This window comes from Micromonospora sp. WMMA1923 (assembly GCF_049179195.1).
Classification (GTDB): Bacteria; Actinomycetota; Actinomycetes; order Mycobacteriales; family Micromonosporaceae; genus Micromonospora; species Micromonospora yangpuensis.
On sequence record NZ_JBMHLZ010000001.1, the window covers coordinates 4,138,882 to 4,152,350 of the forward strand.

A 13,469-nucleotide genomic window follows, 5' to 3' on the forward strand; every position below is an offset into this window, starting at 1 on the left:
GGTCAGCCACCGTCCCCGACGGCGACCGCCGGGTCCGGCCCGGCCTGCGCCGGCACCACCGTGGGCGCCCGCGCCGGTCGCACCGGGCCGAGCACCCGGTCGGTGTAGTCGCTGGCGAACACGCCGTCCGGGTCCAGGGTGGCCCGGACCCGTTGGAACAGCGCCCACTCCCGGTAGCGCGGGGCGAGCACCTCGGCGGTGGCGGTGTGCGCCTTGCCCCAGTGCGGCCGGCCACCGTGGTCCCGCAACACCGGCTCGATGGCGCGCAACAGCTCCACCTGCCCGGCCGTGCGGGGCACGGTCAGGTTGACGTAGCCGGTCCGACGCCCGTAGGCGGGGCTCAGCGGCGAGTCGTCGCCGGCGCCCACCCGGACCAGCACCGAGTAGGGCGAGTACGCGCCGGCCCGGCGCAGCGTACGGCGCAGGGCACGCAGCGCGTCGGGCGTCGCCTCCAGCGGCAACGCGTGCTCCAGGGCGAGGAACTTGACCGGCTGCGGGAAGGTGAACACCCGGTGGCTGGCGTCGACGTACTCGACGGCGGGCCGGGTCGACCGCCACCGCCGGCCCTTGAGCCACGGGACGGCGCGGGTGTCGGCCCGGCCGGCCAGCCCGATCAGCCCGCAGCGCACCTCGTCGATCGTGGTCGCGTACCGCCGACGGACCGCGTCCCGGGTACGCGGGGCGGCGGTGACCCGCAGGGCCCGCAGCCCGGCCCGCTCCTGCCAGGGCAGCCAGGAGAACGCGACGTGGTCGGCCTCGGCGGCCCAGTCGGCGAACCCGTCCAACACCGTGTCCAGCGGCTCGGTGCGGTAGCTCACCCGCAGGTTGAACTGCGGCACGCAGCGCAGCGTGACGGTGCTCAGCACCCCGAGCGTGCCCAGCGCGGTCCGGGCGCACCGGAACACCTCGGGCTCCCGGTCGGCGTCCAGGGTGCGGACCCGGCCGTCCGCGGTGACCAACCGCAGGCGGACGACCTGCGCCGACAGCGGGGCGTGCGCCAGCCCGGAGCCGTGGTTGCCGGTGGAGATCGCCCCGGCCACGCTCTGCTCCGCCAGCGTGCCGAGGTTGGCCAGGGCCAGGCCGCGCCGGTCCAGCGCCTCGGCCAACTCCCCCAGTGTGGTGCCACCGAGGACGGTGACCTCGCCGGCGGCGGCGTCGACGGCGAGCACGCCACGGTACCGGGACAGGTCGAGCAGCAGTCCGTCGGTGCAGGCCAGGGCGTTGAAGGAGTGACCGGAGCCGACCGGCCGCACCGGGCTCCCGCGCTCGCCGGCCGCGCGCACCGCCGCCACCACCTCGTCCTCGGTCGTCGGGGCGAGCAGCTGGGTGGGGCGGCACCCCACCGTGCCGGACCAGTTCCGCCAGCGGGGGCCCGGCTGTCCGGTGCTCATCGCCGGTCCCCCCGCAGCAGCGACAGGTGGCACCGGTCGACCGCGTCCTGCCAGGTGGGCAGGGTCCAGCCGAGCCGGGCCAGCCGGTCGGTGTTCAGGGTCGAGTCGACGGGCCGACCGCCCAGGAAGCCCCATTCCCGCAGCGGCACCCGTTGCGGGGCCGGCGCGCCCGGGATCCGGTCGGTCAGGTACGCACCGACCTGGTGCCAGCTGGCGGTGCCCCGGTTCGTCACGTGGACCGTGCCGGTCACGGCGCTCTCCACGAGCAGGAAGACCAGCGCCCGAGCCAGATCCACGGTGTACGTGGGTGCGCTGAACTGGTCGTCGATCAGCCGGGCCGGGGTGCCGCGCCGGGCGTGCTCGACGATGTCCAGCACCTGGTCGAGGCGGGCGTCGGTGCCGCCGAACAACCACGACGTCCGGACGGTGAGATGGTCGTCGAGCAGGGCCACCATCCGCTCCCCCGCCACCTTGGTCAGCCCGTACACGCTCTGCGGGTTCGGCAGGTCGTCCTCGCGGTAGCCGCCGACCGGGGTGTGCCGACCGTCGAACACGTAGTCGCTGGAGAGGTAGACCAGCCGACTGTGCCGCCGGAGGCAGGCGTCGACGACGTTGCGTACCCCGGCGATGTTCACCCGCAGCGCCAGTTTCGGGTCCAGCTCGCAGTCGTCGACGATGGCGTGCGCCGCGGTGTGCACGACCACGTCGGGCGCGAACGCCTCGATCGAGGCCCGTACGGCCTCGGCGTCGGCGATGTCGAAGTCGCGGATGGAGACCCCGTGGACGGTCCAGTGCGCGGTGGCCGGATCCTCGGCGAGGACGGTGGTCAGGGCGGTGCCGAGCATCCCGTCGGCACCGGTGAGGTAGAGGCGCACCGGCGGGCTCACAGGTGGCCGAACTCGGTGAGCAGGTCGATCACCGTGGCCCCGGACCGGATCTTCTCGCGGATGATCCGTTCCTTGCCGATCTGGTGCCGGGTGCCCTCCAGCACCTCCTCGGCCAACCCCTGCGGCACCACGGCCAGCCCGTTCTCGTCGGCGACCAGGATGTCACCGGGTTCGATCACCTGGCCGCCGATCACCACCGGCACGTTCACCTGGACCGGCTCGGTGCGGTTGTGCACGGCCGTCGGCGACGGCCGGGGGATGGTGCCCCGGTACCAGAGCGGGAAGTCCAGGTCACGGATCTCGTCGACGTCACGGACGAAGCCGTCGACGACGCCGGCCGCGACCCCGGCCTTCAGCGACAGCGTCGACATCAGGCCACCCCACATCGCGGTCAGCGGCGAGCCGTGGGCGGCCACCACGACGATGTCGCCGGGGCGGGCGGTGGCCAGCACCGGCATGGTGTCGACGAGGTCGTCGACGGACAGGTTGACGGTCAACGCCGGCCCGGCCACCTTGTGCTCGGGGCGTACCGTCTGGAAGCCGCCGATCGCGCCGACCCGGCGGCGGGCGTCGGTGACCAGGCAGCTGGGGCTGTACTCGGCGAGCACCTCGCGGAACTGGTCGACGATCTCCTGGGGCGGGCGGCGCAGCTCGTTGTGGATGGTCTCCATCGTCTCTCCTCGGGGTGTGTCGGGACGGGAACGTCAGTGCCGCAGGACCACGTCGAAGCGGCCCGGTTCGGACTTGCCGCCGACCTCGGCGCGCACCACCTCGGCCAGCCGGTCGGCGTGCAGGCCGTGGGCGAGCAGCGCCTCGGCGGGGGTGCCGCAGCGCGGCACCTCGGTGACGCCGACCCCCCGGAACGCGGGCGGATCGGGCAGCCGCAGCTCGGCGAGCGCGCGGGCCAGCAGGTCGGCCTGACCACCCCGGACGAAGTGGTTCTCCACCACGACCAGGTGGTCGGCCCGCTCGACCAGGTCGCCGAGCCAGCCGTGGTCGACCCGGTTCAGCCAGGGCAGGGCGACCACCGTCAGGTCGATGCCGTCGGCGGCCAGCAGGTCGGCGGCGCGGAGCAGCTCGGCCAGCACGACCGGCCCGGCACCGACCGCGACCACCGGACCGCCCGGCCGCACCACCCGCCCGCGACCCAGCTCCAACGGTCCGGCGGGCAGCCCGGCCACCGGCTCCGGCACAGGCACGCTGACCAGCCGCAGGTAGACGCTGTGCGGTGTGTCGACGCAGAAGTCGACCGCGGCCCGCGTCTCGGCCGCGTCGGCCGGCTCCAGCACCACCAGGTCGGGGATCGCGCCTACCGCGCTCACGTCGCGGACAGCCTGGTGGGAGTGGCCGGGGGCGGCCGGCAGCAGCCCGGCGAGCGACCCGACGTAGACCACCTTGCGGCCCTCGGTGGCGTTGTTGAAGATCTGCTCGTTCGGGCGGGCGTGCAGGAAGCAGGAGAACGAGTGCACGAACGGCAGCAGCCCCCGGTAGGCCAGCCCGCCGGCCATCGAGACCATGTCCTGCTCGGCGATGCCGCACTCGACGAACCGGTCGGGGTACGCCCGGGAGAACGGGATCAGGCCGGTGTCCAGGACCAGGTCGGCGTCGAGGGCGACGATCCGGGGGTCGCGGCCGGCACGGGCCACCAGCGCCTCGCCGTACACCTCCGGCAGGCGTGGTCCGCCGCCCGGGGCCGGCCCGGGAGCCGGTGCCGCGTCGGCCAGCCGCAGCGGGGTCAGGCCCGCCGCGCCGACGATCTCCTGCGCGGTGGCCACCAGCTCGGCGTAGGCGCGTTCCCGGTCGGCCGGGGCGGGGGCACCACTGTGGAACAGGTACCGCCACTGCCCCGGCGCCATCGACGTCGCGGCGAAGGTGGCACAGCCGGCACCCTTCACGGTGTCGGCGACGATCACCGCGGGCCGGTCCGGGTACGACTCCGCCCGGTCCCGGCAGGCCGCCCGGAACGCCGCGACGTCGTTGCCGTCACAACGCAGCACCGCCCAGCCGAAGGCGGCGAACTTGGCCGCCAGGTCGCCGAGGTCGCTGACCTCGGTGACCCAGGTGTCGGACTGGAGCTTGTTGTGGTCCACCACCACGGTCAGCTCGCCCATCCCCCGGTGCGCGGCCCCGGCCAGGGACTCCCAGTTCTGACCCTCCTGCAACTCGCCGTCGCCGGTCAGCACGAAGACCCGGCGGCGGGTGCCCAGCAGCCGGTCGGCCAGGATCACCCCCTTGGCCTTGGCGATGCCCATGCCGAGCGAGCCGGTGTTGAAGGGCATGTGCGGGGTGTGCACGTCGGGGTGACCGGGCAGCCCGTCGATGCGGCGCAGCCGGTGCACCAGGTCCTCGTCCAGCAGCCCCAGGCCGATCAGCGCGGCGTACAGGCCGGGGGCGTCGTGGCCCTTGGACGAGAAGTACAGGTCACCGTCGTGGGCGCCGGGCCGGCGCAGCTCGTGCAGGAGGAGCCAGCTCACCACGTCGGCGGCGCTCATGCTGGACCCGAGGTGCCCGGAGCCGGCCCGGGCCACCATGTAGAGGATGTTGATCCGGGTCAGCGCCGAGAAGGCGCGGGTACGGGTGACCGGATCGTCGATGGCGTCGAGCACCCGGCGGGTCTCCGCCACCGGTACCCAGCGCAACGGTGTGGTCATGTCTCCTCCACGGGTAGGGGTGCCGCCGGCCGGGTCACCAGGCGACATAGCCGCCGTCCACCAACAGCTCGCAGCCGGTGACGTAGCGGCTGAGGCCGGAGGCGAGGAAGAGCAGCGGCCCGGTCAGGTCGTCCTCGGTCGCCATCCGCCGCATCGGCACCCGGGCGGCGAACTTCTGCCGGAAGGTCGGGTCCTGGCCGCCCAGCACACCGCCCGGGGACAGGGTGTTCACCCGGACGCCGACCGGGCCCCACAGGGTGGCGAGATAGCGGGTCAGCGCCGCCACGGCGGCCTTGGACATCCCGTACGCGGGTGGTTTGAGGAAGGGTGGATCCAGGTCGAGGTGGTCGTAGAGCCGTGGATCCGGCCCGACGCCGCCGTACAGCGAGCCGATGTTGACGATCGAGCCCCGGCCGTTGTCGGCCATCACGGCGCCGATGACCTGGCAGACCCGCAGCACGCCGAGGGCGTTGACGTCCAGGACCGCCCCGGAGAGCTGCTCCGGGACGTCGGCGAAGAGCCAACTGCCGGCCTCGCGCGACGGCGGCTGGTCGATTCCGGCGTTGTTCACCAGGATGGTCGGCGTACCGGCCCACCGGGTCGCCGCGGCCAGGGCCTCCCGCAGGCTCGCCCGGTCGGTCACGTCACCGCGCAGCCCGAGGTAACGTCCGCCGTCGTGCCCCCGTACCGCGGCCGGCGTCTGGTCGTCGAGGTCGAGCCCGACCACGACGGCGCCGGCGGCGAGCAGCGCGGTCGCCCAGACCCCGCCGAGCCGGCCGCCGACACCCGTGACGACGGCCACCTCACCGGTCAGGTCAATGCGCACCGCGGTTCGCTCCCACCACCGCGCCCGCCGGCTCGGCCAGCAGTTCCGGGCCGAAGCCGGTGTCCTCGGCGAGGTCGACCCGCAGGACCCGGCCCAGCACCTCGTCGAGCTGGTACGGCTTCATGCCGTCGCCCGGGGACTTGCAGGCGACGTCCTGCTCGGTGACGACGTGCCCGGCCGGCAGGTCCCGCGCGGCCACCAGCTTCTTGCCCATCTTCCGCACGGCCTTGGCCTCGCTGTCGCCGCACCGCTTGACCGGCTCGCCCAGCGCCTCGTGGGTCCGGCGGAGTCCCGCCGTCAGGGCGGCCAGTTGGGGGGCGTCGAGAGAGAAGTGGTGGTCGCTGCCGGGCCGGGAGTGGTCCAGCGTGAAGTGTTTCTCGATCACCCGCGCGCCCAACGCGTAAGCGATCCAGCTCAGTTCGGGGCCCAGGTCGTGGCCGGAGAAACCGATCACGGTGTGCGGGTACTCCGCGCGGTAGGTGGTGATCACCGAGAGGTTGAGGTCGGCGGGGGCCGCCGGGTAGACGGCGGTGCACTGCAACAGCGCGAGGTTCGGGTTGAGCGGCAGGATCGTGTCGCAGGCCCGGCGGACCTCGTCCGTCGTCGCGCCACCGGTGCTCAGCACGAGCGGCTTGTCGGCCTTGGCCGCGTACGCCAGCAGCGGGGTGTTGGTCACGTCCGCCGATGCGATCTTGATGGCCGGCAGGTCCACGTCGACCAGGAAGTCCACGCTGGGCTGGTCGAAGGCGGTGGCGATGAAGTCGATGCCCAACTCGGCCGCGACCCCGGCCAGGTGCAGGTACTCGGCCCGGCCGAACTCCAGCGCCTCCCGGTGCCGGCCGTAGGTCGGCCCGAAGCTGTTGCGCCCGGTGTAGGGCTCGTCGTACATGGCCTTGGTGAACAGTGAGCGGTTGTCCCGCTTCTGCAGTTTGGCGGCGTTCGCGCCCGCGGCAGCGGCCTGCCGGAACATCTCCTCGGCCCGGTGCAGACTGCCCTCGTGATTGTGGCCTATCTCCGCGATCACGTAAGCGTCGGTGTCGTCGGATATCCGGCGATCACCTATCCTAACCTCGCGCAACGTCATTCCTCTCTCTACGCTTCGAAGTCCTCATCGTCCGAATGAAGGCATGGTTCTGTCAGGTGTTGCCGGCCGTCGCGGGTGGTCCGCGGCGACCGGGTGGTAGAAGATGCCCGTAGTCCGGGCCGCCGCCGTCACACCCATGCCGATCACGTCACCCTCACCGGCGGGCAGGGCGCGGATGTGCGAACCGGCGTAACCCTCCGGCGTGAGGAAGCAGTCCCACACCGCGTGCCAGTCCCGCCGCTGCCCGGTCGACGGGTCGATCACCGGCTCACCCCGGGGCACGACCCGGCGCTGCACGATGGAGCCGTGGTCCGCGGCGAGCCGCAACGCACGACGCCACTGGTCGTCGTCCACCAGCCAGCCGGCCACGATGCCCGTCCCACCGAAGTCCGCACCGGGCTTGAGCATCAACTCGCCGCGGCGTGCCGCGCACTCGCCGAACAGGTCGCTGGTCACCGTCCGGGTCCACGGCAGCACGCTGTCGACCAGGCCGGTCTCCGCCGGGGTCAGCTCACCGCGCCCGGCCAGCTCCGCCAGCAGCGCCAGCGAGGTCTTGTTGTTGTACAGCTCCCCGGCCAGGGAGGTGTAGAGCACCACGGTGCCGTCGGCGTCGGCGTCCACCAGCGCGTCCACGGTCCGCCTGCCGGCCGGGTCGTCGAGGAAGTCGCCCACGCCGAAGTAGCGCAGCACGAGGTCGACGGCACGACCGTGCAGGGTGACCCGGCCGGCGGCGAACCCGACGTCGGCCAGCTCGCCGAGCAGCACCTCGACTCCGAAACCGGCAAGCATCTCCTGGAAGGACGTGGCCAGGTGCAGGTACGGTGCCATCGCGCCGTTGCCGTCGACGAAGGCGACCACGGGCGCGCGGTCGCCGCAGACCGGACGCGCCGCCGCGCGCAGCGCCCGGTCGACCCGCGCTCCGGTGTCGACGAAGTCCAGCCGGTGCTCGGCCGCGAACTCCTTGAACGCCGGCACCTGCAGCAGGGCAGCGGAGATCTGGGCCCGGTCCATCCCGCCGAGGGCACTGCCGACGTTGAACTCCAGCAGCCGGAAGGCGCTCCCGTCGTGGTAGAGGTCGGCCCGCCCGTACCGCTGTGGCCGGTCGGTGAACCGGGCGAGGTAGGCCGCCCGCCGTCCGTCCAGGCCCACCGCTGCGGCGTAGCGTTCCCGGTCGCCGTCGAAGAACCGGTCCGGCACCGAGACGATCAGGTCGAACAGCGCGTTGATCCGTTCGGCGAAGCCGAGGATCTCGGTGTCCGGCACGAACATCGGCCGGGGCAGGAAGCGTCCGCGCATCGAGGCGGTCAGCGCGGCGGGCAGCCTCGCCGCGGCCATCGCGTCGAGCAGCCCCCGGTCACCTCCGGCGCACCGGCGCAGGTAGTCCTCGGTGACCGGATCGGCCGGCACGCCGCTCACGCCGCGCTCGCGGAGAACTGGAAGACCGCGGCGTTGCGCCGGGTGGGTCGGTACCGCGGGATCTCGTCGTCGATGGGCATGGCCCGTAGGCTGCTGCCGGCGTAGCCGTGCGGGGTGAAGAAGACCCCCCAGGTCGCGGCGTACTCCTCGACCGCCCCGGTGGCCGGGTCGACCACCGGCTCGGCGCGACGGATCACCCGGCGCTGTACCAGGGCGCCGTCGGCGATGCCGGCGGCGAGCGCGGCTGCCCAGTCCTCGTCGCTGGTGTCCCAGCCCGGCACGATGCCGTCCGCCCGGAAGCTGCGCTGCTGCTTGATGATCAGGTCCGCGCGGTGTTCCCGGCAGTACCCGACCAGGTCCACGGTCTCGCCGTCGACCTCGGTCTCGGTGTCCAGCAGCAGCCTCGTCCAGGGCAGCACCCGGTCGATCAGCTCGGCCTCGTCGGTGCTGAACGCCGTCCGCAGGCGCGAGTCCGACATCAGGGTCAACGCCGCCTTGTTGTGGTAGAGCGAGCTGCGCAACGAGGTCCAGAGCACCACCCGGCCCTCGTCGTGGGCGTGGAAGACGCGCTCGGCGGCCTCGGCCACCCCCGGCTCGGTGACCATCTCGTTCTCGGTGAAGTGCCGCTGGATCAGGTCGATCCGCCGGCCGTGCAGGAACAGCCGCCCGGCGCGCTCGGTGATCTCACCGACGGTGCCCATGACCACCTGGAGGCCCTGCGCGGCCATCATCTCCACGTACGACTCGGCCTGCTCGACGTACGAGCCGAAGCCGGAGTCGGACTCGACCAGACCGATCACCGGGTCCGCTCCCCCGGTCACCCCCGCCGACGCCTCCCGGTACAGCTGGGCGATGTTCTCGCCCATGTGCACGTGGACCAGTCCGTGTTCGGCGGCGAACTCGGCGAACGCGTCGACCTTCAGCAGCATCCGGCCGATCTCGGAGTAGTCGATGCCGCCCTGCGCGCTGCCGACGTTGACCTCCAGCAGTCGCAGCGCCGTGCCGTCGTGGTAGGCGTCGGCCCGGCCGTACCTCGTCGGCCGGCCCGGGTACCGGGTGAGGATCGCGGCCCGCTGCCGCTCCATGCCCAGCGCGGCACAGTACGCCGCGACGTCACCGCCGAAGATCCGCTGGGGCACCGAGGTCAGCAGGTCGAAGAAGCCGGACAGGTCGACGCTGAACCGACCGATCACCTCGTCGGCGACGAACAGCGGGCGGGGCAGCAGGTGGCCGGTGTTCGCGGCCAGGAACGCCGGCCCGAACGGGGCCTTCGCGATCGCGTCGAGCAGTGCCCGGTCCCCGCCGAGACACCGTTCGAGGTAGGCGTCGGTGACCCGGTCGGTGGTGATGGTGGTGTCGGTCATGGTCGGTCGTCCTCCTTGGTGACCGGCGCGCCCGGGTAGGCGCTGTCGAAACTCGTCATGGAGCGCAGCGGGGAGAACACGATGGGCAGCCAGGCGACCGCCAGCCCGACCGCGGCGATCCACAGCACGGGCCGGACGCCCAGGAGGGTGGCCAGCAGGCCGGCCAGCGCGGCGGCGACCGCCTCCATCCCGTTCATGACGAACCGCATGGTGGCGTTCATCCGGCTCAGCAGGTGGTCCGGGGTGACCCGCTGGCGGAAGCTGACCAGCACCACGTTGTTGTGCCCGACCCGGAAGATGATCACCGACCAGGCCGCGGAGGCCACCCACTGCCAGGGACCGACGTCCATCATCGGCACCAGGAAGCCGAACGGGATCCCGACCAGGCCCAGGATCCACAGTGACTGGCCGGCCCCGAGCCACCTGCAGACCCAGGTGGCGGTGGAGACGCCGAGCAGCACGCCGAGCCCGCCGAAGGTGAAGAACACCCCGACCGCGCCGCCGCCGAGCCCGAGTTCCCGGACCAGCACCAGCGGCACCGCGACGATCGCGAAGGTCAGGAACAGGTTGGTCAACGCGCCGGCGACGACGATGGGGCGTAGCAGCGGATGACCCCAGACGAACCGGATGCCCTCCCGGATGTCCGGGATCAGGCGGGCGTTCTCCGGCCGCTCCGGCCGCGGCTCACGGTGCCGGACGCCGCCGAGGAACAGCGCGGACCAGGCGAAGGTGACCGCGTCGATCAGGATGGCGATCGGCGCGGAGAGGAACTGCACGATGTATCCGGCCAGGCTCGGGCCGACCAGCGTGCTCGTCGCCTCCACGCTGCTCAGCCGGGAGTTGGCCGCCAGCAGGTCCCGACGGCCGACCAGCAACGGCAGGTAGCTGCGGGAGGCGACGTCGAAGAAGACGTCACCGACCCCGGTCAGCAGCGTCACCAGGTAGAGCTGTTCGATGGTCAGCACGTCCAGCGCCCAGGCCAGCGGGATCGAGCCGAGCAGCAGCGCCCGGCCGAGATCCGCCGAGACCATCACCCACCGCTTGCGGGTCCGGTCCAGCAACGCGCCGGCCGGCAGGCCGACGGTCAGGAAGGCGACGAACTTGAGCATCCAGAGCATCCCGACCTGAGCCGCCGAGGCGTCCAGGACGATCACCGCGACCAGCGGCAGGGCCACGAAGGTGATCTCCGAGCCGACGTGGCTGAACGTCGCCGCCGCGAACAGCCGGCGGAATCCCTGGTTGCCCCACAGGTCGCCGGACTTCTCCTGCTCGCCGGGGGTCTTGGTCACCGTCATGAGACGTGCCACCGCACCGTGTCCAGCGCCTGCTCGCAGCGCCGCACGGCCTGGGCCGCGTCGGCACCGGAGGCGACGACCAGGCCCATCCGGATGTCCCAGCCGGTCCGGATCTCCACCACCGGGTCACCGACGTCGAGCGGCAGCAGCACCCCGATCTCCGCCTCGGCCAACTCCTCGAACAGGCCGGGGAAGCCGAAGGCCGGCGTACCCGGTGGCACCCGGCGCACCGCGGCACCGAGCCGGGCCAGCTCGTCGAGGCCCTCGATCGCGGTGACCACCCCGGGCGGCGGGGCGAACACCCGCAGGGCGGCACCGCCACGCACCGTGGGCGGTCGGGCGGGAAACTCGGTGAGCCCCAACGGCGCGCCAAGGAACAGCCGGTTGACGTCGATGCCGTAGGCCCGGCGAACCACCTCCGGGATGCCGAGGCCGGCCATCCGGTTGTGCGTCTCCATCAGCCGGGGACCGGCTTCGGTGATCACGTACTCGGTGTGGGAGGGCCCGTCGGTCACGCCGATCGCGTCGAGCAGCCGTACGGTCAGCTCGCGCATGGCCGCCTCGTGCGGGCCGACCACCCGCGGTGGCGCGGTGATGCCCACCTCCACCAGATGGTCGTTGATCGTCTCGTCGGTCAGCCCGAGGGTCAGGTGCCGGCCGTCGACCGAGAACGCCTCGACCGTGGCCAGCGGGCCGGTCAGGTACTCCTCCGCGACGGCCTCGCGGTAGCCCGCCGCCGCCATCGCCTTCCACGCCAGTTCCGCCTCTGCCGCGCCGTCGACGATGTGCACGTCGGCGCTGCCCGAGCCGTCCACCGGCTTGAGCACGACGCGGCCGGCCAGCAGGCTGGCGAACTCGGCGGCGTCCCGGCCGCCGCGCACCAGCCGGGCCCGTACCGGGTCGATGCCCTGCTCGGCCAGGAGACGCCGGACGGCGGCCTTGTTCTTGACGGTACGGGCCGCCCGTACCGGCGTGTGCGGGACGCCGAGGGCCTCGGCCACCTCCGCGGCGGGCACGGTGCCCAGGTCGGTGGTGCAGAGCACCCGGTCGAAGGGGCGGGCCCGGTGCAACGGGGCCAGCACCTCGACGATGGCCGCGCTGTCGGTCGTCGGGGCGTGCACGATGCGCTCGCAGAGCGCGGCGAACTCCGGCTCGTACCGGCCCTCCTCGTGCACCAGCACGACGTCGACGTCCAACTCCCGTGCGTACTTGACCGCGTGCAGACGCCCGCCGATCACGGCTACCCGGGGCATGTGGTGCTCCCTTCTCTCGACGGTGCTCCTCACGCCGGCTCGGTCTCCAGGCGGACCATGCGGGTCAGCTCGTGGAACGTGGCGTCCAGGTCGTCGACCGACGGCGCGACGAAGATCAGGTGACCGTGTCCCTGGAAGGTCCTCGGCGGCACCGCCAGCAGGTCACCGGGTGCCCGGTAGATGTCGATCTCGGCGACCCGCTCGTCGGCGCGCGCCTCGTCGATGCCGTGCGCCGCGACCAGCCGCCCGGGCCGGGCCGGGAAGATGTTCCAGAAGCCGACCGCCGTCGGCCGCTCGCGCGGGGCGATCACCGGGGTCCGGCCGGTGGCCAGGTCCAGGGCCGCCGCCACCAGGTCGACACCGGTGCTCAGCAGCACCGACCGGCAGATGGGCCCACCGCCCAGCCGGGCCGCGGCCTCCAGCAGCACCGGTTCGACGCCGTCGCGGAGGCGGAACTCGACGTGGCTGCCCCCGACGGTGATGCCGAGCGCGGCGTGCACCTCGGCCGCCGCCCGCCCGGCGGCCTCGGCCACCTCCGCCGGCAGTCTGGTCGGCGTGCAGGCGTAGACCTCCTCGAAGGTCGGCCCGGTCGGCAGCGGCTTGTCGTGGATGGCCACCGGGTGGGTGACGCCGTCGACCACCAGCGACTCCACACTGATCTCGGGGCCGGGCACGAACTCCTCCAGCAGCAACGCGCCATCGTGTTCCCGTTCGGACCGCTCACGCAGGGGGTCCTTGCTGAACCCGGCCCACGCGCCGGCCCGGAACGCGTCGAAGTGGGCGGTCAGCTCGGTCCGGTCGGCGACGCTGCGCACGAACATGCTGCCGGTGCCCAGGACCGGCTTGAGCACGAGCGGGAAGCCCACGTGGTCGGCCACGGCGAGGGCCTCGGCCACGGTCCGGGCGAGGCCGAAGCGGGGCTGCGCGACGCCGGCCGCGGCGGCGGCCTGCCGCATCCGGAACTTGTCCCGGGCCAGCTGGGCGGTGCGTTCGCCGACCCAGGACAGGTCGAACTCGTGCGCGACCCGGGCCACCGCGGGCACCAGCGCCTCCGCGAAGGTGACCACGCCGGAGACCGGCGCGCTCTCCGCCTTCACCGCGGCGAGCACCTCGTCGACGTCACCGACGTCCACCGGTACCACCCGGTCGGCGAAGTCCGTCTCCCAGCTGGCGTCCGTCATCAGCAGCACCAGCTCCTCCCCGTGCTCCGTGGCGTACCGCCGGGCCCGTTCCAGGTGCCGCCGGCGGCTCAGGTTGGTCTTGTGGACGACGACGATGCTCATGGGTTCCTCCGGGGCTCAG

At 72.9% G+C, this 13,469-nt stretch carries 11 protein-coding genes; all 11 read right to left on the reverse strand.

Translation table 11 applies throughout. The features are described from left to right. Positions 1–2: 2 nt before the first annotated feature. The 11 genes from ACN28G_RS18550 to ACN28G_RS18600 all read right to left on the reverse strand — a co-directional run bounded on the left by ACN28G_RS18550 (position 3) and on the right by ACN28G_RS18600 (position 13,450). The gene (locus tag ACN28G_RS18550; RefSeq protein WP_421479949.1) at positions 3–1,391 is read right to left on the reverse strand and encodes a D-arabinono-1,4-lactone oxidase; all 1,389 of its coding nucleotides are present in this window, start codon (positions 1,389–1,391) and stop codon (positions 3–5) included. Then, the gene (locus ACN28G_RS18555; RefSeq protein ID WP_217628865.1) at positions 1,388–2,278 is read right to left on the reverse strand and encodes an SDR family oxidoreductase; all 891 of its coding nucleotides are present in this window, start codon (positions 2,276–2,278) and stop codon (positions 1,388–1,390) included. Before ACN28G_RS18555 ends, ACN28G_RS18550 begins: the two co-directional genes overlap by 4 nt. Beyond that, complete coding sequence (locus ACN28G_RS18560; protein WP_091442066.1) at positions 2,275–2,949, reverse strand: RraA family protein; 675 nt, start codon at positions 2,947–2,949, stop codon at positions 2,275–2,277. The genes ACN28G_RS18555 and ACN28G_RS18560 overlap by 4 nt, the downstream gene beginning before the upstream one ends. Before the next feature lie 33 nt (positions 2,950–2,982). Then, positions 2,983–4,929 (reverse strand): transketolase C-terminal domain-containing protein, encoded by a 1,947-nt coding sequence (locus ACN28G_RS18565; protein WP_091442070.1) that lies wholly within the window; start codon positions 4,927–4,929, stop codon positions 2,983–2,985. 34 nt (positions 4,930–4,963) lie between these two features. Next, positions 4,964–5,755 carry an SDR family oxidoreductase gene (locus ACN28G_RS18570; protein WP_091442075.1) on the reverse strand — a complete coding sequence of 264 codons (792 nt, stop codon included), beginning with the start codon at positions 5,753–5,755 and terminating at the stop codon, positions 4,964–4,966. Further along, positions 5,745–6,779, reverse strand: a complete 1,035-nt coding sequence (locus ACN28G_RS18575; RefSeq protein ID WP_217628866.1) for an N-acetylneuraminate synthase family protein — start codon at positions 6,777–6,779, stop codon at positions 5,745–5,747. Before ACN28G_RS18575 ends, ACN28G_RS18570 begins: the two co-directional genes overlap by 11 nt. Positions 6,780–6,863: 84 nt before the next feature. Then, entirely contained in the window at positions 6,864–8,255 is a 1,392-nt protein-coding gene (locus ACN28G_RS18580) for a hypothetical protein (RefSeq protein WP_421479952.1), read from the reverse strand. After that, entirely contained in the window at positions 8,252–9,619 is a 1,368-nt protein-coding gene (locus ACN28G_RS18585; RefSeq protein ID WP_091442086.1) for a hypothetical protein, read from the reverse strand. Before ACN28G_RS18585 ends, ACN28G_RS18580 begins: the two co-directional genes overlap by 4 nt. Continuing rightward, complete coding sequence (locus tag ACN28G_RS18590; RefSeq protein WP_091442090.1) at positions 9,616–10,914, reverse strand: MFS transporter; 1,299 nt, start codon at positions 10,912–10,914, stop codon at positions 9,616–9,618. Before ACN28G_RS18590 ends, ACN28G_RS18585 begins: the two co-directional genes overlap by 4 nt. Continuing rightward, positions 10,911–12,167, reverse strand: coding sequence for an ATP-grasp domain-containing protein (locus ACN28G_RS18595; RefSeq protein ID WP_217628867.1), 1,257 nt, complete (start codon positions 12,165–12,167; stop codon positions 10,911–10,913). Before ACN28G_RS18595 ends, ACN28G_RS18590 begins: the two co-directional genes overlap by 4 nt. 29 nt (positions 12,168–12,196) lie before the next feature. Then, entirely contained in the window at positions 12,197–13,450 is a 1,254-nt protein-coding gene (locus tag ACN28G_RS18600) for an ATP-grasp domain-containing protein (RefSeq protein ID WP_091442093.1), read from the reverse strand. Positions 13,451–13,469: the final 19 nt, after the last annotated feature.

Excerpts from the sequence above, each read along its gene's own strand:
- ACN28G_RS18550 (WP_421479949.1), bottom strand. The coding sequence starts at position 1,391 with ATGAGCACCGGACAGCCGGGCCCCCGCTGGCGGAACTGGTCCGGCACG.
- ACN28G_RS18560 (WP_091442066.1), bottom strand. The coding sequence starts at position 2,949 with ATGGAGACCATCCACAACGAGCTGCGCCGCCCGCCCCAGGAGATCGTC.
- ACN28G_RS18565 (WP_091442070.1), bottom strand. The coding sequence starts at position 4,929 with ATGACCACACCGTTGCGCTGGGTACCGGTGGCGGAGACCCGCCGGGTG.
- ACN28G_RS18585 (WP_091442086.1), bottom strand. The coding sequence starts at position 9,619 with ATGACCGACACCACCATCACCACCGACCGGGTCACCGACGCCTACCTC.
- ACN28G_RS18590 (WP_091442090.1), bottom strand. The coding sequence starts at position 10,914 with ATGACGGTGACCAAGACCCCCGGCGAGCAGGAGAAGTCCGGCGACCTG.
- ACN28G_RS18595 (WP_217628867.1), bottom strand. The coding sequence starts at position 12,167 with ATGCCCCGGGTAGCCGTGATCGGCGGGCGTCTGCACGCGGTCAAGTAC.
- ACN28G_RS18600 (WP_091442093.1), bottom strand. The coding sequence starts at position 13,450 with ATGAGCATCGTCGTCGTCCACAAGACCAACCTGAGCCGCCGGCGGCAC.